We start from the raw sequence: 20,852 nt of genomic DNA on the forward strand, positions 1-20,852 counted from the left end.
GGCGCCCCCCCCCCCGCCGCCGGTCCCGCCGTTGCCGCGCAGCACTGCCGGGGAGCGAGCCCACGCGACCAGATGTCCGTGTCGGACCCGGGCCGTCAGTTGAACATCAGCGCGGCGTCCCACCTGGTCACCGAGGGCCGTCCGGTTCGCAGGGCGGGCGCACGGAGCCGCCCGTCGTCGAGCAGCGGACCGTCGACTAGCCCCCGGCTGTCGCACGCTCCGTCAACCGACCCGTCTGCCGCCGCGCCAGCTCGGCGTACCGGCCGCCCAATGTCATCAGCTCCTCGTGGGTGCCGCGCTCGACGATCTCGCCCTGATGCAGCACGACGATCTGGTCGGCGTCGCTGACCGTGCTGATCCGGTGTGCGATCACGATCCGGGTGCAGCCGAGCGCCGACAGTTCGGCGGCGATCGCCGCCTCGGTCAGGGTGTCCAGGTGGCTGGTCGCCTCGTCGAGCAGGAGCACGTTCGTCCTGGCCAGCAACGCCCGGGCGATCGCCAGCCGCTGCCGCTGGCCACCGGAGAGCGCGCCGCCGCCCTCACCGACGCCGGTGCTCAGGCCCATCGGCATGCGCTCCAGATCCGGCAGGAACTGCACCTTGCGCAACGCCTCGCGCAGCTCGTCGTCGGTGACGTCGAGCCGGCCGAGCGTCAGGTTGTCGCGGATGGAACCGCCGAAGATGTACGGGAACTGGGTGACCACGCCGAAGCGCTGGCGTAGCGGCTCCAGGTCGTAGTCGTCGAGGGGCCGCCCGTCCACCAGGACGCTCCCGGCGCTCGCCCGCAGCAGCCCGGTGAGCAGCCGCACCAGGGTGGTCTTGCCGGAGCCGGTGGACCCGACGACCGCCACCTTCGACCCGGCCGCGACCCGCAGGTCGATGTTCCTGAGCACCAGCGGTGTGCCGAGGTCGTACCGGAAGTCGACCCCGCGCAGCTCGATCTCGCCGCGCAGCTCGACCGGCTGGTGGGCCTGCGGGCGCGCCGGTTCCGGTTCCTCGTCCAGCACGTCGTAGATGCGCTCCAGGTGGGACCCGATCGTCTGGAGGTAACGCAGCGCACCCATCACCTGCCCGACGGGAGCCAGCAGCAGCCCGGCGACGACGTTCAGGCCGAGCATCGTGCCGAGCGACATCCGGCCGGCCACCACCTGGACGACGCCGAACAGGAGGAGCACCAGCGGCGCGGCGACCTGGAACATCCCCATCGCCGACTCGTTGACGAGGTCCAGCCGCCGCCGCTCGAATCCCGCCCGCACCGACACGGTGAACCGGTCGGCCCACCGGCGCAACGCCCAGTTGGACAGTCCGGAACTCTTCAGGAACTCCGCCCCGGCCAGCGCGTCGATCGCGCTGCTCTGCGCCTTCGCGTCGGCGGCCAGCTCGCGCTGGGCACGCTCGTGGACCAGCCGGATGGTGCTCAGCACGATGCCGAACTGGGCGACCGCCAGGACCGCGACCACCGCGGCGTACGCCGGGCTCAGCGCCACCAGCAGGGCGGTGTAGATGAAGACGAAGACGGTGTCGAGCAGGAGCGTGGCCAGTTGCGAGGTCAGCATGTCCCGCACCGCCATGTTGCTGCTCAGCCGGCCCATCAGGTCGCCCGCGCCGCGGGTCTGGAAGTACGCGTACGGCAGCCGCATCAGGTGGCTCATGAAACGCTCACCCAGGGTGCCGTCGAGCCGACGTTGGAGCACCAGCAGCGCCAGCCCCCGGGAGAGGGTGGCGAGGGTGTGCGTCACGATGTACGCGCCCACGCCGAGGGCGAAGAGGGACAGGGTGTCCGCCCGCTGCCCGATGAGGACGTCCACGCCGTACTTCGTCGCCCAGGCGGAGGCGAGCCCGAGCACCTGCACCACGGCCGAGAGCGCCACGGCCAACACCATGAGCAGCGGCGCCAGCCGGACCAGGTCGCGGAGGAACCGCAGGGCGAGGTGGTCGCGGATCGGGCGGCGCCGGCGCCGCATCGACTCTTCCGGCGTGAACTCCAGCACGGTGCCGGAGAACTCCGCGAAGAACTCCTCGTGCGTCAGCCGCCGCCGGCCGTGTCCGGGATCCACCATCCGGATCCGGCGCGGCCCGACCTTCTCCAGCACCGTGAAGTGGTCCTCGCCCCAGTGTGCGATGGCGGGCAGGCGGACGCTGGCCAGCCCGGCCTCGTTCACCCGCAGTCCCCGTGCGGCCAGCCCGTACTCGCGGGCCACCTCCAGGATGCGGCGGGCGCTGGTGCCGTCGCGTCCCACCCCGAAGTGGGCGCGCAGCTCCCGGACCTCGGTGGCGCGCCCCAGCCCGCCGAGCACCATGGCCAGGCAGCTCGGCCCGCACTCGGTGCTGCTCATCTGCACGATCACCGGTACGCGGGTCACGCTTCCTCCTCGGCGACGGCACGGACGGCGGCGGTGGCCGGGCCAGGTGGTTGGCGGTCGCGGGGCGCCGCGCCGACCGGCGGAGCCAGCAGCAGGACGTTCGGCGTGAGGTCGGGCCGAGCGGCCCGGAGCAGCCCGTAGCCGATGCCGGCGGTGCCCATCAGCAGGCCCGGCACATGCATCCCCTGCGGTACGCCGCAGAGCTCCTCGCCGGCGAGCACCGTCTCGGCGACCGCGCGCGTCGCCCTGCGCGCCGTGGCGACGAGAGTCTCGTCGCCGGTGGCCAGGCCGGCGGTGAGCAGGGCTTCCGCCAGGCCGAGGTCGCCGTGGCACAGGCAGTCGTTGCCGGTGCCGGTGAGCAGCTCGCCCGAGGTGAGGCTGCGCCGCACCGAGGCGACCGCCGCGTCGAGGTCGGCGCGCACCTCGGGGATGCGCACGGTGCCGAGCATGGCCGCGCGGGCCAGCGCGACGCCGGCCGCACCGTGACACCACGCGTTCATGAACGTGCCCGGCGGGGTGACGTCACGGTGATCGGGCCAGTTGCCCACGGCGGCGTCGTACTGGAGGTGCTCGTACCGCACGGCACGCTCGGCCGCGTCGAGGTAGCGCCGCCCGCCGGTCACCCGGGCGATCTCGGCGAGTGCGTAGGCGATGCCGGACACCCCGTGCGAGAAGCCGAGCAGCGGCGATCGCGCGGGGATCGCGGACGGCCACGCCAGCCCGGGGTCGTGGGCCGAGGCGGTGGCGAGCAGGTGGTCGCCCGCCGCCCGCAGCGCCACCGACGTCCGCTCGTCCGGATCGACCGAGTGCAGGGCGCGCAGCGCGAGCGCCGCCCCGGCGGTGCCCGCGACCACGTCGAGGTGGCGGTCGCCGTCGAACCGCCGGAGCAGTTCCGGGACGAGCCGACGTGCCTGGTCCAGCAGCGGTCGTGCCCGCCACAGCGCGCCGAGCTGGGTCAGCGCGTGGACGTAGCCGCCCAGTTCGCTGAAGCCCCCGATGCCGAGCAGGTCACGGTCGGCCTCCGGCCAGTCGAGCAGGGCGTCGACGTGTCCGCTGAGCATCGCGGCGATCGCCTCGGCCGCGGACCGGAACCGCGCCAGGCCGGTCTGCTCGCCGAGTTGGCCGAGGAACACCGCGATCCCGGACAGCCCGCTGTAGCTCTCGAACGCCGTGGGTACGACGCTCCAGTGCCGGTCGGTGACGAGCGCGAGGGTCAGCCACACCGGCCGGGCCGGGTCGCCGAGCGCGGTCTCGAGGAGTCGGTCGCCCAGGCGGACGGCGGCACGCTCGGCGAGCGCCTGGTCGATCTCCTCGGCCGGCGCCGCGCGCGTCCGGGGTGCGACGGCCTCCTGGCCGTCGCCGAGCTGCAGCGCGGCCAGCGACGCCGACACGGCCCAGCTCTGTTGGCGCAGGTCGGCGGCGGACAGCCCGGCGATCCGGTCCCGGACGAGGTCCAGTCCGCGGTGGGGGAAGAAGTCGCGTACGACGAGGCCACGGTCGTCGTACAGGTCCCGGGAGTCGGGTCGGGTCCGGAAGAACGGGATGTCCCGCCGGGCGAGCTGCCGGATCTCACTGGCGGCGACGGCCCGGTCAGCCACCAGCTCGGGGTGACGGGTGGCGAGGACCTCGAACAGGCACTCCCGGTCCAGGGCGTCGCCCAGCACCACCGGGTGCCAGGATTCGCCGAGGATGCGGCCGTACACCATGGTGGGCAGCACGATGAAACGGATCTCGTCCGCGGCGAACGCGGCAACCGGGCCGTCGGGGGCGGCCAGTTCGTCACGGTGCGCGAGCAGCAGCCGGTAGCAGGCTTCGAAACCGGAGACCAGGTCGGCCCTGTACCGGGCGGGGTCCACCGCGGTGCCGGCGACCGTGGGCAGGTTGTGCCCGCCGGGCATCTCCATGCGGGCCCGGGTCCGCCGCATCTGGTCGGTGCCGGTGTCCTGCCACCGCGGCACCTTCATCGGGCTCAGTTCCCCTCGCCCGCCGGCCATCCCGGACAGCTCGGTGGTCACCACCGCGTCGCCGTCCTGCTGGATCAGGCGCTGCGGCAGCAGGCCGATCGACAGCACGGACTCCTCGATGCGGTGCATCGCCTCGGCGGGCAGCACCAGCGGCCGGGTGTCGGTGGTCGGCCGAGCCTGCTGGAAGATCGCTTCCAGGTCGACGATCACCGGGTGCTCGCCGGCGGCGATGACGTTCTCCAGGTGGATGTCCGAGGCGCGCAGCAGGTACAGCAGGCTCAGGTAGGCGCCCTGGCGCCAGTAGAAGCGGCGCAGCCCCTCCTCGTCGGCGCACCTCTCGGGGTGGACGAACTCGACCCAGCCGTACCCCGCCCGCTCCACGATGGTCAGCCGACGCAGTGGGCAGGTCATCCCCTTGGCGTTGAGCCAGTCGACCAGGGCGTAGAAGTGCGACTCGACGGCGAGCGGGCGGGGCTTGTAGACCACCTTGCCGCCGCCGGCGAAGGTGAGGATCGCGACGCTCCGCCCGCCGCGGTGCGTGTCGCCGGCACCGGTCTGCACCTCCACCAGATCGTCGAGCGAGGCGGCGGTCAGGCCGAACTCCGCGCGCAGCGCCGGCAGGTCGGCCAGCACGCGTCGGGCCAGCTCGCTCCGTACCGCCAGCCACGTCTCCATCTCGTCGACGAGCTCGCGGGTGAGCGTCGGATACTCGGCGAGGATCCGCAGGGCGTACGCGGGCTGGCGAAGCTGCCGGGCGAAGTCGCCGAACCGTGCTGCCGGCGTGTCACCGGAGAGTGTCCCTGCGTTGCGTGCGCGCTGCAGGTGGACCGCGAGCACCGGACTGATCATCGCCAGGTGGACCTCGTGGTTCGGCCGCAGCAACGGATGGTGCGGCGGAACCTCGCCCCGGTGGCCGAGGTCGCCGGCGAGCCGGCGCACCTCCTCGTGCAACCGCTGCTGGTAGCGGTGCGACAACGGGTGCACCAGCGCGAGCAGGTCGGCGGTCGGTCCCAGGTCGGCCGTCGGGCCGGCGTCGAACGCGGGCAGGTCGGCGGGATCGGTGGACCACGCCTGGGCCACGCTCGTCAGCCACGACGGTGGCTGCGGCACCCGGTCGCGCAGGCTGTCGGAGGACTCCCCGAGGAGCAGCCCCAACTCCTCCTCGCTGAGGCCCGCCTCGTGCCACCGGGCGAGGTTCGGCTCCAGTCCGCCGGTGGCGGCCCGGACGGTCCGCCAGGCGTCGAGCCGGCGCGCGCCCCGGCTGCGGGCGGCCTCGGTGTCGGGCACCGGCACACGCCGCCGTTCCTCCAGGGACAGGGCAGCCCACCAGGCCGGTCGGTCGAACACGTCGCTGCCGAGGTCGGCGCGATCGCTCGTTGCGGTGTTGCGTGGGGCCATCACGTCTCTCCGTTGCGGCTCGTCACGATGGAACGGGTTCCGGGTGGGCGGAGACGGCGGACGCCTCCGCCCACCCGGTGACGCGACCGGGGTGCCGATCGCCATCGCGGGATCAGCAGCAGCCGACGCTGAAGATGCCGCAGGTGCCACAGATGCTGTGCTTGAAGGTGGAGATCGTGACCGTGATGGTGAAGCACACCGCGCTGCTACCACCGTTGATCTCCTGGTCGAGGTCGGTCAGGTCCAGCTGACCGATCGGGTCCTCGACGAGTTCCGGTCGTTCCGTCATTTCTGTCACCTCCCCTCGTCAGATCGCGAACCGTCGCTGTTCTGGCCGAGCGGGATGAGCGTTTCAGACGCCGGTTGTTTTCCGGTCGACGCTCGGTTCGCTGCCGATTCAGTCGTGGTAGAACCGGTCGCCGTCGGCCTTGACCGGTGAGCCGGCGGCGTCCATCGTGTTTCTGCCGCCATCGGACGGCACCGGTTCCTGGCCGAGCCGAGTTTCCGATTCCGTCGCCTGTTCTGACCGCGGGATCATCGCCGCCCGCCGCATTGCCGCACCCGTCATCCACGGTGGATCGGCAGGCGTGGCGACACTTCTTCTATCGATCGGAGAAATCATGGAAACTGCTGCGAGGGCGTGGAAGGACCCGGTTTTCCGGGCCACTCTCGACGACAGCGAACTCGCCATGTTGCCGGCCCACCCGGTCGGCCGGGTCGAGTTGGGTGAGATGGTCACGGACGGGACCCGGGGCGCCGGCACCGAGTCGACCGCGACGATGGGCTGCTGCAACGGGGAGCCCTACACCTTCCGCACCTGCCTCACCTGCTACCCGCTGTGGACCTGCCGCACCTGCTGGGGATGCTGATGAGCACCACGGTTGTGCGCGCATGGAAGGACCCCGCCTTCCGCACCACGCTCGACGACGCCGACATCGCCCTCCTGCCCGAGAGCCCGGTGGGCGCCGTCGGTGGCCTGGACTCGGATCTGGCGGACATCTTCGGCGGTGACCGGGCATTCACCTTCTACACCTGCTTCACCTGCCAGTGGGGCAGCCTCGGCTGCACCAACACCTGCTGGATCATGACGGCCGGATGCACGTCGGGAAGCTGCTGACGGCGGTCGGCAAACCGCATTCCGGTACCGACGACTGACCGATTTTCCACGCAGGCCGGGGTGGGCATCGTGGTGACGGTGTCCACCCCGGGCCGGAGGGCCGGGCCACGACAGCCGCGGCCGTTCCGGACGCGGACAAATGAGGGTGGAGACATGTTCGACGAGATTCTTCAGAGGCCGAACTGGTGGCGTGGCCTGACCCGGTCCGAACGGGCCGGAGGCACGCCGTCGATCACGGAGGAGCAACACGACTACGGTCGCCGCCGGCGGGACGCCTGGCGTGGCGGCCACATCCTGCGCGGCACCGACATTTCGCTCGACCGGTGGGAACGACTCGGGCTGGCCGAGGACGGGATCGTCGAACTGCTGGCCGAACCGGCCGAGTCGCTCGCCGCCAGGATCCCCGACCGGCCGGCCTGGCTGGGCGTGATCGCCGAGGCGTGGCGGCGGTTCGGGTCGGCGCGCCTCGACGACCTCGCCGGTGGCGGCCCGGCGACCGGATGCGATCACGACGACCACGACCACGGGCACGACCAGGCCGGGAACGTGGTGTTCCTGAACCTGATCGCGCCGTTGCTGGCGTGGAGCCAGGAGGAGTTGGGCAGCCGGGTGGCCCGGCTGGTGGCCCGGCACGGCCACGACGACACCCTGCCGGCGGACCACTCGCTGCTGCAACCGCCGCTCGATCGACTCCTGCAAATGATCATCTCCGTCATGATCCTCGAGGTGAACGTGGCCCGGGTGGAGGGCCGGCTGGCCGGGGCGACACCGGCCGAGCGGATGTCGTCGTTCATCGCGCAGATCCGTACGCCCGAGACGGCGCTCGGCATCCTGGCCGAGTACCCGGTGCTCGCCAGGGAACTGGTCACCTGCCTGCGCACCACCGTCGACGTCCGGGCCCGGTTCGCCGAACGGCTCCTCGCCGATCTGCCCGAGCTGCGGCGGACCTTCGGTGGGGACTGGCACGGACTGGCCGACCTGGCCCGGGTGAGCTTCGGCGCCGGGGACACCCACCGCGGCGGCCAGACCGTCGCGATCCTCACCTTCACCGACGGTCGCAAGCTGGTGTACAAGCCACGCAGCCTCAGCGTGGAGGTCCACTTCAACCAGGTCCTCGACTGGCTCAACGCCCACGGGCTCCGCCAACCGCTGCGGCCACTGCTCGTCCTCGACCGGGGCGAGTACGGCTGGGTGGAGCACGTCGACGTCGCGTCGTGCGAGAACGAGGAGCAGGTGGACCGCTTCTTCTGGCGGCAGGGCGCGTTCCTGGCGCTGTTCCACGCCCTCTGCGGCTCGGACCTGCACCTGGAGAACGTCATCGCGGCCGGGGAACACCCCGTCCCCGTGGACCTGGAGGCGATCTTCCAGGTGCTGCCCCGGGTCACCGGGGCGCAGCTGGCGCCGCTCACCTTCGGCGAGGCGCCCCGCGTGGTGCGGGACTCGGTGCTCCGGGTCGGCCTCCTGCCCGAGCGCATCATCACCGCCGACGACGAGGGCATCTACGACGCGGAGGTGAGCGGCCTGGCCGGCTCCGGCGGCCAACTCTCACCCGCCCGCCTGCCCACCTTCGTCGCCGGCGGCACCGACGAGATGCGGGTCGTGCGGGACCGCCGGGAGATGCCGGAGACGCAGAACCGCGTACGGCTGGACGGCCGCCCCGTCAACGCGCTGGCCCACACCGACGCCCTCGCCGCCGGCTTCACCGACTGCTACCGGATCATCGCCGCCCACCGCGACGACCTGCTGGCCGCCGGCGGACCGATCGCCCGGTTCCGCGACGACGAGGTGCGGTTCATCCCCCGCCCCACGATGACGTACGGCCGGGTCCAGTCGGAGTCCTGGCACCCGGACCTGCTGCGCGACTCGCTCGACCGGGAGATCTTCCACGAGGTGCTCTCCTCCGCGTTCGTCGACCTGCCGGACCGCGACGTGCTGTTCGGCAGCGAACATCGACAGCTCGCCGACCAGGACATCCCGGCGTTCCACACCACCCCCGGCTCGACGGACCTCTACGACGCGCAGGGGGTGGTGGCCCACGACTTCCTGGAAACCAGTGGATTGGCGGCCGTGCGGGCGCGGATCGGCGCGATGTCCGAGGAGGACCTGCGGCGACAGCTCTGGTGCATCCGCGCCTCCATGTCCGGGCTCACGGTGGGCACGCCCCACGCCGAGCGGGTCGAGTCCAGGCCGCTGCCGGAGGCGCCGATCGACGCCGATCTCGCCGTGCGGGCCGCCCGGTCGATCGCGGACCTGCTGCTCGACGCCGCCCTGGCCGCCGACGGCGAGGCGCCGTCGTGGCTGTCGGTGAACTTCATCGGCGACCGGTACTGGAAGGTCGGCCACGCCGGCATCGACCTGTACAGCGGGGTCGCCGGGGTCGCCCTGTTCCTCGGCCAGCTCGGCGCGGTCACCGGCGACGTCCGGTTCCGCCGGCCCGCCGAACAGCTCGCCGCCCAGCTCGCCGAGGTGACCCGCCAACTCGCCGCCAGCCCGGACCGGGGGGCCGGGCTGCCGATCGGCGGCTTCAGCGAGCTGGGCGGCCTCGTCTACGTACTGGGCCAGCTCGCCGAGGTGTTGCGGGCGCCGGCGCTCGTCGACGCGGCCCGGCAGGCCGCGGCGCTGTGCCGGGAGCGGTTCGCCGAGGACAAGGTGCTCGACGTGATCAGCGGCACCGCCGGGGCGGCGCTGGCGATCCTCGCCCTGCACGACGCCCATCCCGACGAGCAGACCCTCGACGCCCTCAAGGCGGCCGGTAGGACGATCGCCGACCGCGCGATCGACGTGCCCGGCGGGACAGGATGGCAGGTCGAGTACGAGAACGCGCCGGCGCTGCTCGGGTTCTCCCACGGCGCCAGCGGCATCGGGTACGCACTGGCCCGGATCGCCCAGCTCACCGGAGACGACCAGCTCGCCGAGGTGTGCGGGCGGGCGTTGCGCTTCGAGCGGCACCACCTGTCGCCGGAGCGCCGGAACTGGCCCGACCTGCGGGTGATCAGTGGTCCGGGCGCCTTCATGAACGCCTGGTGCCACGGCGCCGCCGGGATCGGACTGGCACGCGCGGCCATGCTGCGACTGCCCGTGCTGGCTCCCTGGCACGACCTGATCCGCGAGGACCTGCACATCGCGACCGGCAAGGTCCGCGACGACCTGGTCGTCGACGGGCGGTACACGGGCATCGGCAACGACTCCATCTGCCACGGGGACCTCGGGTTGGTCGAGACCCTGCTGGCGGCCAGTTCGGCACTCGACGAGCCGGACGACGCGGCGCTGGGCCTGCGGTGCGCGCGGGCGATCGCCGAGCAGGTCCTCGCCGGCGCGCCCCGGGCCGGGGTCCCGGAGCAGGTCAGCACGCCCGGGCTGCTGATGGGGCTCGCCGGAATCGGCTACGGCCTGCTCCGGGTGGCGATGCCGCACCGGGTGGCGAACGTCCTGCTGCTGGACGCACCGGGGCACGGCGGCGATCCGGGCCGGCCGGCCGAGCGAGGGCACCACGTGGTGGTGGCCGCCTGAGCGTCGCGCCCCCGTCGGGGCGGGGCGGTCCGGGGTGTGGGTCGGCGGCACCCCGGATCGCCCCGTCGTGAGCTGCCGGTCAGGAATCGGCGGGCACGGCGAGCGGGCGCAGCAGCGACAGGTCCACGTCCTCCCCGCGCAGGATCGTCCGTTCCAGCCGCTGGATCTGGGCCCCCGGGTCGATGCCCAGCTCATCCCTGAGCAGGCAGCGCAGGTGCCGGGCGACGCTGAGGGCGTCCGCCCGCCGGCCGGTCTCGTAGAGCGCGGTCATCAGCAGCTCCCGGAAGCGTTCCCGCAGCGGGTGCGCGACGACCAGGCATTCCAGCTCCGGTATCAGGACGTCGTGCCGGCCGCAGGCCAGCCCCGCGCGCAACCACAGCTCGGTCGCGGCGAGCCGGCGTTCGGTCATCCGGATCCGCTCGGCCGCGACCGCGGGAGCGTTCCCGACGTCCGCCATGGCCGTTCCGCGCCACAGCGCCATCGCCTGGCCGAAGTGCGCCATCGCCTCCTCGTACGCCGCCGTCGCGAGCGCCCGTCGGCCGTCCGCGCAGAGCGCGTCGAACCGGTCCACGTCCAGCTCGCCCGGGGACACCCGCAACTCGTACCCGGCGGGCCGCGTCCGCAGGACTTCGCCGTCCGGGTCGTCGAGGCTCCGGCGGAGTCGGTGGACGTACTGTTGCACCAGCTTGCGTTGGCTGCCCGGCGCCTCCTCCGGCCACAGCTGCCGCACCAACTCGCCGCAGGGCACGACGCGGTTCGACCGGACCAGCAGGACCGCGAGCAGCGTGCGCCACTTGTCCTGTCGAAAGTCCTGCCAGGTGCCGTCGGCCGACTTCGTCTGTACGGGACCGAGTATCCGGTAACGGATCGATTCGGGCAGGGCCACGCTTCCGCCTTCCACATCAGTGCGACATCCGTCTCGTTCACCCGGTCGCCGCTCTCCGCCGTGCCTGAGCGGCGACGGACGCACGAGCGGTGCCCGGACCGGCCGGACCGGGAGTGGTCTGCCGGGTCCTCCGCCGCCGCGCGCTCCTGCCGCGACGGCGGGGTCCCTTGAGCCTCAAGGGGACCGGTGTGTCCGGCAAGGACAGTCGCCTGTCCCGGTCACGGCCGACATGTCCGGCCTGGTCAGCGCGGTGCCTCGGACCTGTCCGGACAGCTCACCGCCCGAACCCGGCCCCCGCCGATCGAGTTGTGGCGATAGCCTGTGGGCCATGTCGGTCGGAGCTACGGGGGACGAACGACCGGATGAGGCTGCCACCGTCGCTGAACTCGTCGCGCTCATGGCACGGCTCAAGCAGCGGTCCGGGTGTACATACCGGCAGCTCGAACAACGGGCCACCGCGGGCGGCGAAGCGCTGCCGCGCAGCACCATCGCCGACGTCCTGCGCCGGCCGACGTTACCGCGCGCCGAGGTCCTCGCCGCGTTCGTCCGCGCCTGCGGAGGCGACCAGGAGGAAGTGGACGTCTGGCTGCGGGCACGGGATCGGCTGGGCGCCGCGGCCGAGCCCGCGGCAACGCCCCCGGACGCACCCGATCCGGGTGACGCCCCACCGGTCCGACGCAGGTGGCCATGGCTGCGCCCTGCCGTCGCCCTGCTGGCTGCCGCCGGCCTGGCGATCCCGCTTGCGGTGTGGGCGACGGACCAGCGTGACCAGCCAGACCGTCAGCCGGAGCGGCCCGTCGTCTCCGGCAGCCTGGACCTGCCAGAAGAGGGGGCGTGGGCGCAGATCCATCCGGTCGGCTCGCCCGCCTTGTGCCTCTCGGAGGGGCGCGAGCGCACCGGCCGGTACCAGGGCTCGGTCGCGACCCTGCAGTCATGCGACAAACCCGACCTGCCCCGCACCCGCCTCGAACCCGTCCGCGACAACCTCGTCCACATCAAGTGGGATCATCCTCAGTTCGGCATCGGCTGCCTCACCGTCCTGAAGTCACCACCGGCCCAGGACATGCTCGAGCCCTGGACGGACTGCAGCCCCAGCAGGAAGGAACAACTGTTCGCCGCCGAGAGGGTCGACACGCCGGTCCCGGGCGGCTACCGGCTGCGGCCGGCAGCCAGCGGGCTGTGCATCGGCGTCCGGGACGACGCCCGCACGCCCATCGGCGCGGCGGCGAGGCAGGGGCCGTGCACCGGCGAGGCCCACCAGGAGTTCCTCATCGAGCTGACCCCGGCGTCCTGACGAGCGTCGCACGTCCAGCGGTCCTTGGCCCGCCTCCTCGGTCCGGGGCCACGACCCGGAGCGATGGCCGCCACCGCGCGGGAGGCCGCACGGGTCCGGATCGCAGCCGACCGGAAACGGGCCGGTTCCTGTCGGTGGGGTCCTCTACTGTCCGCGGACGTGAACGCAGTGCAGACGTACCGGTATCTGGGGTCCTCCGCGTTGGGACAGGATGGACTCGCCCTGCAGACGAGTGGGGGGCCCGCGCCGAACCCGCGGTTCTTCACCGGCTTCCTCACCACCCCGCACGCGGCGGCCGTCGGCCTGCTGGCGGTCGCGGAGGTGGCCCGGACCCGGTACCACCGGCCGGTCAGCCCGGCGAGCCTCGACCCCGTGGTGACCGGCAGTCGGGACCGGCTCCGGTTCGAGTCCTTCTCCGGCTGCTGCGGGGTCTACGCCCGCCTCGACGCCCTGCCCGACGGCCTGGACGGCGACGTGGTGGAGCACGGCACCACCAACGTCGACGTCAACAACCCGCTACGGGAGGCCCTGGCCCGGGTCGGCGGCCTCGACCCGCTGCACCTGTCGGTCGGCCCGGAGGACCTGACCGTCTCCACCATGGACGGCGCGGTGGTGGAGAAGAAGGTCCCGCTGCCGGTGCGTTGGCTGCGCGGCTTCGCCGAGGTGCAGGTGCTGGCCGCGAGGTTCGAGCCCCGGGCGGAGGTCCCGGCGGCCGAGGCGGCGGCGTTCCTGCGCCGGCTGCCCACGACCGCCGACCGTTCGGTGCTCTGGGTGGTGCCGGCCGGGCGGTCGCTGCGGCTGACCTCCCGGCCCGTGCCCGGCGCGGTCTGCCTGGCCGGGGCGAGCCGGCTGGCCGCCCTGCGCCCGATGCTGCGGTTCGCCCGGACCCTGCGGGTGTACGGGCCGACCGTCGCGGCCGGGTCGGCGCCCGTGCCGAGCACCTGGGAACTGGACACGGGCGCGCTGCGCCTCTCCCTGACCCTCTCCCCCGAGCCGTACCGCGGGTTCTCCGGCGAAGGCGCGGCGCTCACCGCGCTGGCCGGGGACGAGGTCGTCGACGACGCCGACCTGGTCGCCGCCCTGCTCTCCTGGGACCCGGCCATCGACGTGGATCGGCTGGCGGCGGAGGCCGGGATCGACGCGGCACGGGTCCGGGGCGCGCTGGCGCAGCTCGGCACCGCGGGGCGGGTCGGATACGACGTCTCCGAGGCCGCGTACTTCCACCGGGTGATGCCGTACGACGCGGGCCGGGCGGAGCGGGACAATCCCCGTCTGGTCGGCGCGCGGGCGCTGCTCGACGCCGGGGCGGTCGAGTGGGACGGGACGTCCGCCACGATCCGCAGCGGCGACCAGGTGTACCGGGTCCGCCGGCTGCCGGACGGCGGGTTCACCTGCACCTGCCCGTGGTGGGCGAAGCACCGGGGGCAGCGGGGTCCGTGCCGGCACGCGCTGGCCACCCGGATGCTGACCACCGACCAGGTCGAGGAGCGGGTGTGAGCCGGGCCCGACAGACGCTGCTGATGAAGAGCACCGTACGCCGGCGTCGGGAGCTGGCCGCCGGCGGGACCAGCGACTTGTTCGACCTGGTCCAGAACGGCTCCGCCACGCTGGTCGCGGACGCCCTGGCCGGCCTGCCCGAGCAGCGCCGCAGGGAGATCGGCGTCGAGCTGACCGCCTGGTTCAAGGAGCGGAACCGGTCGACCTGGTGGACAGCCGGGTCGGGCACCGCCCTGGCGGTCGCCGTGGTGGGCTGCCTGCCCAGCGCGGCACAGGCGGCGGCGATCCTCGCCCGCAACTCGGTCAACCCGGACGGCGAGCGGGCCGCCGCCCTGTTGGCCGGCGTCGCCGAGGAGCGCGGCATCACCTGGCTGGGCGACCTGGCGCACCGGCTGGCCGCGAAGGTCAACCAGCAGACGTGGGTCGAGCGGTGGCGGTTCGTCGCCGCGCTCCTGCGTGCGGAGGGGGTCGCCCCGCCGACCGACGACCGGTTCGTGGAGCTGTGGCTGGGCGCGGTGGAGCTGCCGGACCGGCGCCGCCCCGGGCCGCCGGCCCCCCTGGTGGACCGGTTGCGCAGCGACCCGTTCCTGGCCGCCATGCTGCCCCGCCTGTTCGAGGTGGACGGTCTCGGTTCGCGGATGATGTTCGACGAGGTCGCCACGGCGTGGGAGGAGCGGGATCGGCACGTCCTGCCGACCGCGCTGGCGCGGCTCGCCGCCGAGGGGGTCGTCGACCGGACGATGCTCATCGACGGCTCACTCGGCCGGCTGCTGCGCGGCGACCGGGCGGCGGCACTGCGCGCCTTCACCACCCTGCTCCACGAGCTGACCCCGACCACCGCCGAGGTCGCCGCCCGCGCCACCGACTACCTCCGCCTGCTCACCGACGCGCCGGCTCCGGTCGCCACGATGGCGCAGAAGGCGTTGCGGGATCTGCCCGACCTGGAGGTCGAGGCGGTACTCGACGCCTCGCGTGAGGTGCTGCTGCGGCCGGACAAGACGCTCGTACGGGCACAACTGGCCTGGCTGGACCGGTTGGCCCGCCAACACCGGGACCGGGCGGTGGAGGTCGCCGAGGTGATCGGGGTGGCGCTCGGGCATCCCGCCGTCGAGCTACGCGACCGGGCGAGCACGCTGGCCGCCCGGCACGGTCACGACCCGGCGGCGGTCGGGACCGGCCCGGCGGTCACCCGGCCGCGCGGGGACGACCTTCCCCCGCCCGCGCCGCCCGCGCCAGCGCCCGACCCGATCACCGACGTGGACGAACTGGCCGAGGAGGTCGCCGCCCTGCTCGGCACGCCGTCGCACGGCGCACCGCTGGACCGGATCCTCGACGGGCTGGTCCGGCTCACCACGACCGAGGGGCCACGGGTGCACGCCGCCCTCGCCCCCGTCGTCGACCGCCGCCACTGGTCGTGGGGCAACGAGCACCGCTACGACCCGCTCTGCCTCTGCGAGGTGCTGGTCGACCTGCTCCTCACCGCCGGCTCCACCGAGCAGCCCCGGCGCCGCAGCCGGTGGGCGGCGCTGCTGGCCGCCGTACGCCGGACCGACCGGACGCCGTCGGCGCCGGAGCTGGCCACCACCGATCCCCGGGTGCCCCCGCCCCACCGGCTGCTGCGGGCCCGGCTCGCCGAGATCGGTGCGCACGTCGACGAGCCGGGGCAGCCCGGTCTGCTGGCCGCCCCCACCTCCGCCAACGGCCTGCTCGACCCGCTGGCGTTGGTGGAACGGCTCGCGGCGTGGGGCGACCGGACGCCCTGGTACTGGGACCTGACCCAGGCCCTGCTGCGCCTGCCCGTCGACGCCGACGACGCGGTGGCGAACAAGGCGGCGGCGCTGGGCACGCCGGCCGGGGAGCGGCTCGCCGCCTGGCTGCGCGGCGGCGGACTGCCGCAGCCGGTCATGCGGGCCACCACCGTCACCCGGCGCCCCCGCAAGGCCGGCTACGACTGGGAGTTCGACCAGCTGGTGCAGGAGCGGATCCTGGTCGAGCTGCGCCCGCCCGACGGGTACGACGACCGGTACGGCCTGCTGACCGCCGACCCGGCGCCGATCGGGATCGAGTACTCCGGGTGGGTGAAGATGTGGCCGTCGATCCTGCCGGGGCACCGGGGGGTGGTCGCCGCGTACACCCTCCCGTCGGTGGCCGGCGCGGCGGACATGGACCAGCGCGACGGCGCCGTGGTGCTGCCGCTACTCGCCGAGAGCAGCGGCACCGGCGGGGTGGCTCTCGACCTCGCCCTGGCCTACGGCCTCGGGGCCCGGCACGGCGCGGACCGGGTCGCCGCTCTGGACGCCCTGCTCGGGCTCGCCGGGGCGGGGCAGTTCGACGCCGGCGGGGCGGGTGAGCAGCTCGGCCGTCTGTTCGCCAGGCAGTTGGTGAAGCTGACCCGGGTGGTGGAGCCGCTGCGGGACGCCGCCCTGGCCGGGGCGCCGCTGACCGTGTGGCGGCTGGTCGCCGCCGCGTTGCCGGTGGTACTCGCCGCGCCGAGGCCGCCGCGCGGCCTGCCCGACCTGCTGACCCTGGCGACGGAGACGGCCACCGCGACCGGTGTCCGGATCGAGGTGCCCGGCCTCGGCGAGGTCGCCGGCCAGGGCGGCTCGTCCCGCCTGGTCACCGAGGCCCGGCGCCTGCACCGCGCGCTCACCGCGGCCTGACACCTGTCGATGGTCCGGCGGGTCTGCGATCCGCCGGGCCATCAGCGGTGGCCGTCGTCCGGGGCCAGGCCGATGATCCGACGCGGTCGCCGTGCCCGGGCCGCGCGGCGGCGTCGGCATGCCGACGCCGCTCGACCGTGGGGAGGGGGTCAACCGATCCGGTCCGGCTACCTACCGCAGGGAGAGATACGTCGCGTCGCCCCGCGATACGGTAGCGTCCGGTTACTACTACGACTTGTCGTGACCGCCGTGGGGTGTCCGCCCTCCGGTGGGCTGACGGGAGGTGCCGGATGGCCGACGACGCGGAGATCACCGCGTGGGCGCTGGCCGCCGGCCGCGGTGACCGCGAGGCCGCCGCCCGGTTCGTCCGGGCGACGCAGCAGCAGGTCCGGCGCTTCCTCGCCGTGCTGGTCTCGCCCGCGGAGGCGGACGACCTCGCGCAGGAGACCTTCCTGCGGGCGGTGCGGTCGTTGCGGTCGTTCGCCGGGCGGTCGTCGGCGCGGACGTGGCTGCTCGCGATCGCCCGCCGGGTCGCCGCCGACCACATCCGCACCGCCACGTCCCGTCCGCGGACCGTGCCGCTGACCGACGGGCATGACACCGCCGACGCGTCGCGGAGCGCGTTCGACCGGCAGGTGGTGCTGGAGCAGCTGATCACGGCGCTGCCGGCGGACCGGCGTGAGGCGTTCGTCGCCACCCAGGTGCTCGGCCTGTCCTACGCCGAGGCGGCGGAGGTCTGTGGTTGCCCCGTCGGCACGATCCGCTCCCGGGTGGCCCGGGCCCGGGAGGACCTCGTGGCCGCCATGGGCGGCGGCCGGTCGACGGCCGCGCGGCCGGGCGAGAACGCGGCCGGCTGAGCGGGCCGCACCCCGGTTGAGCAGGAGCGCAGCGGTGGCCGGCGAAAATCGTCGGGAACCGGCGGCGGCATCGGAACGACTATCCGTGCATGGGGTGTGAGCAGTGGCGTGAGGTGCTGTCGGCGCAGCTGGACGGGGAGGAGTCCCCTGCCGAGCGGACAGCGGCCGAGGCGCACCTGGCCGGGTGCGGGGGCTGCCGGACGTGGTTCGACCAGGCCGCGGCGGTGACCCGGCGGGCGCGGCTGTCGGTCATGGTCGCCGGTGACGACCTCACGGACGTCGTCCTCAACGCGCTGCCCGAGGTGCCGCCGCGCCGACGGCGGGGACGGGCCGTGCTCAGCCTGCGGGGACGGGCCGTGGTCAGCCTGCGGGCGGTGCTGGGGCTGATCGGGGCGCTGCAGCTGGTGTTGGGCCTGACGCAGATCGGGCGGGGCGTCGCCGGCCCACACGTGCATCCGGCCGCCGACGGGCTGGCGGCGGGGCACCTGTGGCACGAGTCGGCGGCCTGGAACGTCGCGGTCGGCGCCGGGTTCCTCTTCGTCGCGGCCCGGCGCACTCCCCCGACGGGGCTGGTGCCGATGTTGAGCGCGTTCGTCGGCACGCTGGTGCTGCTGTCGGTCAACGACCTGGCGACGGGGCGGGTGGACACCACCCGGCTGGTCAGCCACGGTTTCCTGCTCGTGGGCTACGCGCTCGTCGTCGTGCTGTCCCGCCGCGGGCTGCGCCCCGACGGCCCGGTGCGGCGCAACCGCACCGACGAGCCTCGTTGGCACCTGCCCGACGAGGAGCAGCCCGAATCGCCGGGGCTACGGCTGCTGCCGCCGTACCCCGGCTCCGCCCGCGTCCCCGACCGCCGAGCGGCCTGATCAATTTCGGACAGGATCGGCTCCCGGCCGGAACTTTTCCGGCCACCGGGCCGACCAACCGACGTCGCGTCATCGTTCGAAGGGACCTGCCCGGATGCCCCGCACCATGCTCGCCGGCTCGCGTCGCCGCCCGGCCGCACTCCTCGCCTGTGTCGCCCTCCTGCTCGGCGGGACGGTCGGCTGCGGCTCGTCCGACGGCTCGTCGGCCGCCGCGCCCAGCCCGTCACCGTCGGCCACGGCGAGCGCGGCGGGTGTGCTCGGCGTCCGCGACCCGTGGGTCAAGGCAGCCGACACGGGAATGACCGCGGCGTTCGTCAGCCTGGTCAACGACGGCGACACCGACGTCACGATCACCGGCGCCGCCACCGACGTGTCGCCGATGGAACTGCACGAGATGGCGATGCGGGACGGCCAGATGGTCATGCGGGCCAAGCAGGGCGGCATCGTGGTCAAGGCCGGGAGCACGCACGTGCTGGAGCCCGGTGGCGACCATCTGATGCTGATGGGCCTCAAACGGCCGGTGCGGGCCGGCGACCAGGTGAGCTTCACGCTGACCTTCGCCGACGGCCGGACCCAGACGTTCACCGCGGTGGCCAAGCCGTTCGCCGGTGCGCAGGAGAGCTACGCCCCCGGCCACGGCGAACCCGCGCCGGACACGAGCGGCAAGCCCGCGACGACCACCGGCCCGGCGTCGTGACCGGAGTGCCCACCGCCCGCCCGGTGAGCAGGCGCGGCCTGCTCACCGGCGGCGCCCTGGCCGCCGGGGGCACCCTGGCCGGCGCCGCCGCCGGCGCCGCCACCCGTTCCGACCCGGGGGTACGGCCCGTCGAGGCGCTGCCCGTGGCCGAGGTCGGTGGGGCGGTCGAGCCGTTCCACGGGCCCCGACAGGCCGGCGTCGCCACCGAGCCGCAGGCACACGCGTCGTTCGTGGCGTTCACCCTGAGGCCCGGCACCGACCGGGCGGCGCTGGGCCGGATGCTGCGGCTGCTCACCGACGACGCGGCCCGCCTCACCCAGGGGCGGCCCGCGCTGGCCGACACCGAGCCGGAACTCGGGCTGCTGCCCGCCCGGCTGACCGTCACGTTCGGCTTCGGCCCCGGCCTCTACGCCGCCGCCGGCCTGGCGGAGCGGCGGCCGGCGTCGGTGGCCGCCCTGCCCTCGTTCCGCGTCGACCGGCTCCAGCCCCGCTGGTCGGGCGGGGACCTGCTGCTGCAGATCTGCGCCGACGACCCGGTCACCGTCGCCCACGCCCAACGGGTCCTGGTCAAGGACAGCCGGCCGTTCGCCGCCGTCCGGTGGGTGCAGCAGGGCTTCCGACGCGGCGCCGGCGTCGAACCCGGCGGGCGTACCCAGCGCAACCTCTTCGGCCAACTCGACGGCACCGCCAACCCCCGGCCGGGTGGGCCGCTGGAGACCGCGGTGTGGGTGACCGACGGGCCGGCGTGGCTGCGCGACAGCAGTACCCTGGTCGTCCGCCGGATCAGCATGAACCTGGAGACCTGGGACCTGCTCGGCCGCGCCGACCGGGAACTCGCCGTCGGCCGCCGCCTCGACACCGGCGCCCCGTTGACCGGCGCCGCCGAACACGACGTGCCCGACTTCGCCGCCACCGGCCCCGACGGGCTCGCCGTCATCCCCGACTTCTCCCACCTGACCCGCGCCCGCGTCGGCGAGGACGGGCTGAAGATCCTGCGCCGCCCCTACAACTACGACGGGGTACCCGCCGCCGACGGCACCGCCGACAGCGGATTGATCTTCGCCTCCTACCAGGCCGACATCGCCCGCCAGTTCCTCCCCATCCAGCGGCGCCTCGCCGAACGGGACCTGCTCAACGAGTGGACTACCCCGATCGGCTCCGCCGTCTTCGCCATCCCGCCCGGCTGCCCCGACGGCGGCTGGATCGGCCAACAACTGCTCGGCTGACCACCACCTCACCAGGAGAAGCACCAGAGATGCCCACCCGATTCCGCCGCCCGACCGCAGCCGGTCTCGTCACCGCCGCGCTGGCCGTCGCCGCGCTGCTGCTCGTGCCGGCCGCTCCCGCCGCCGCGCACAACACGCTGCAGTCCGCCAGCCCCGCCAAGGAGTCCCGGCTGACCACGGCGCCGACCCAGGTCAAGCTGACGTTCATGCAGAAGCTCGATCCGGCCTTCACCACCATCGCGCTGACCGACGCCGCCCAGGCGAAGGTCGCCACCGGCGAGCCCGTCGTCACCGGAACGACGGGAACGGTGACGATCGACCGACCGCTGGCCAACGGCACCTACACCGTCGCCTACCGCGTCGTCTCCGCCGACGGGCACCCCGTGCAGGGCTCGTACCGGTTCACCGTCGCGGACCCCTCGGCGAGCGCCAGCCCGCAGGTGACCGCGGCGAGCAGCGCCGCCGGCACGAATACGGCGAGCGCGACGAGCAGCAGGATGGCCGTGGCCGCCCCGCCG

Annotated in this window: 16 protein-coding genes; 11 read left to right on the forward strand and 5 right to left on the reverse strand. The window is 73.9% G+C overall.

Going from position 1 to position 20,852, the window contains the following annotated elements:
* Window positions 1–196 precede the first annotated feature (196 nt).
* The 4 genes from AB0L34_RS24715 to AB0L34_RS24730 all read right to left on the reverse strand — a co-directional run bounded on the left by AB0L34_RS24715 (window position 197) and on the right by AB0L34_RS24730 (window position 6,346).
* On the reverse strand, window positions 197–2,362 hold the full coding sequence (locus AB0L34_RS24715) for a peptidase domain-containing ABC transporter (protein ID WP_363706965.1): 2,166 nt from the start codon (window positions 2,360–2,362) through the stop codon (window positions 197–199).
* Window positions 2,359–5,724: a type 2 lanthipeptide synthetase LanM family protein gene (locus tag AB0L34_RS24720; RefSeq protein ID WP_363706967.1), complete on the reverse strand. Its 3,366-nt coding sequence runs from the start codon at window positions 5,722–5,724 to the stop codon at window positions 2,359–2,361. The genes AB0L34_RS24715 and AB0L34_RS24720 overlap by 4 nt, the downstream gene beginning before the upstream one ends.
* A 112-nt stretch (window positions 5,725–5,836) precedes the next feature.
* Window positions 5,837–6,013 (reverse strand): hypothetical protein, encoded by a 177-nt coding sequence (locus tag AB0L34_RS24725; RefSeq protein ID WP_176737180.1) that lies wholly within the window; start codon window positions 6,011–6,013, stop codon window positions 5,837–5,839.
* A gap of 108 nt (window positions 6,014–6,121) precedes the next feature.
* Entirely contained in the window at window positions 6,122–6,346 is a 225-nt protein-coding gene (locus tag AB0L34_RS24730; RefSeq protein ID WP_363706969.1) for a hypothetical protein, read from the reverse strand.
* Here AB0L34_RS24730 and AB0L34_RS24735 point away from each other — a divergent pair.
* The 3 genes from AB0L34_RS24735 (at window position 6,345) to AB0L34_RS24745 (ending at window position 10,351) form a co-directional block, all read left to right on the forward strand.
* Window positions 6,345–6,593: a mersacidin/lichenicidin family type 2 lantibiotic gene (locus AB0L34_RS24735; RefSeq protein ID WP_350706123.1), complete on the forward strand. Its 249-nt coding sequence runs from the start codon at window positions 6,345–6,347 to the stop codon at window positions 6,591–6,593. The two genes, AB0L34_RS24730 and AB0L34_RS24735, sit on opposite strands and share 2 nt — an antisense overlap.
* Window positions 6,593–6,841: a mersacidin/lichenicidin family type 2 lantibiotic gene (locus AB0L34_RS24740; protein WP_363706971.1), complete on the forward strand. Its 249-nt coding sequence runs from the start codon at window positions 6,593–6,595 to the stop codon at window positions 6,839–6,841. Before AB0L34_RS24735 ends, AB0L34_RS24740 begins: the two co-directional genes overlap by 1 nt.
* A 153-nt stretch (window positions 6,842–6,994) precedes the next feature.
* Window positions 6,995–10,351, forward strand: coding sequence for a type 2 lanthipeptide synthetase LanM family protein (locus AB0L34_RS24745; RefSeq protein WP_363706973.1), 3,357 nt, complete (start codon window positions 6,995–6,997; stop codon window positions 10,349–10,351).
* 79 nt (window positions 10,352–10,430) lie between these two features.
* Here AB0L34_RS24745 and AB0L34_RS24750 read toward each other — a convergent pair whose 3' ends face one another.
* Window positions 10,431–11,237, reverse strand: a complete 807-nt coding sequence (locus tag AB0L34_RS24750; RefSeq protein WP_363706975.1) for an AfsR/SARP family transcriptional regulator — start codon at window positions 11,235–11,237, stop codon at window positions 10,431–10,433.
* Between the two features lie 229 nt (window positions 11,238–11,466).
* Here AB0L34_RS24750 and AB0L34_RS24755 point away from each other — a divergent pair, with 229 nt between their 5' ends.
* From AB0L34_RS24755 to AB0L34_RS24790, 8 genes are all read left to right on the forward strand, one after another.
* Window positions 11,467–12,531, forward strand: coding sequence for an RICIN domain-containing protein (locus AB0L34_RS24755; RefSeq protein ID WP_363706977.1), 1,065 nt, complete (start codon window positions 11,467–11,469; stop codon window positions 12,529–12,531).
* Between the two features lie 159 nt (window positions 12,532–12,690).
* Window positions 12,691–14,028: an SWIM zinc finger family protein gene (locus AB0L34_RS24760; protein ID WP_357699665.1), complete on the forward strand. Its 1,338-nt coding sequence runs from the start codon at window positions 12,691–12,693 to the stop codon at window positions 14,026–14,028.
* On the forward strand, window positions 14,025–16,688 hold the full coding sequence (locus tag AB0L34_RS24765) for a DUF6493 family protein (protein ID WP_363706979.1): 2,664 nt from the start codon (window positions 14,025–14,027) through the stop codon (window positions 16,686–16,688). The genes AB0L34_RS24760 and AB0L34_RS24765 overlap by 4 nt, the downstream gene beginning before the upstream one ends.
* A 290-nt stretch (window positions 16,689–16,978) precedes the next feature.
* The gene (locus AB0L34_RS24770; RefSeq protein WP_363706981.1) at window positions 16,979–17,545 is read left to right on the forward strand and encodes a sigma-70 family RNA polymerase sigma factor; all 567 of its coding nucleotides are present in this window, start codon (window positions 16,979–16,981) and stop codon (window positions 17,543–17,545) included.
* Between the two features lie 89 nt (window positions 17,546–17,634).
* Window positions 17,635–18,411, forward strand: coding sequence for a zf-HC2 domain-containing protein (locus tag AB0L34_RS24775; RefSeq protein WP_363706983.1), 777 nt, complete (start codon window positions 17,635–17,637; stop codon window positions 18,409–18,411).
* Window positions 18,412–18,505: 94 nt separating this feature from the next.
* Window positions 18,506–19,108 carry a copper chaperone PCu(A)C gene (locus AB0L34_RS24780; RefSeq protein ID WP_363706985.1) on the forward strand — a complete coding sequence of 201 codons (603 nt, stop codon included), beginning with the start codon at window positions 18,506–18,508 and terminating at the stop codon, window positions 19,106–19,108.
* A complete protein-coding gene (locus tag AB0L34_RS24785; RefSeq protein ID WP_363706987.1) occupies window positions 19,105–20,334 on the forward strand; it encodes a Dyp-type peroxidase in 1,230 nt (409 codons plus the stop codon). Before AB0L34_RS24780 ends, AB0L34_RS24785 begins: the two co-directional genes overlap by 4 nt.
* A 29-nt stretch (window positions 20,335–20,363) precedes the next feature.
* The coding region (locus AB0L34_RS24790; RefSeq protein WP_363706988.1) for a copper resistance CopC family protein at window positions 20,364–20,852 on the forward strand (489 nt) is incomplete at its 3' end.

Origin of the sequence: Micromonospora sp. NPDC052213, from assembly GCF_040679695.1 — a bacterium.
Taxonomy (GTDB): domain Bacteria; phylum Actinomycetota; class Actinomycetes; order Mycobacteriales; family Micromonosporaceae; genus Micromonospora.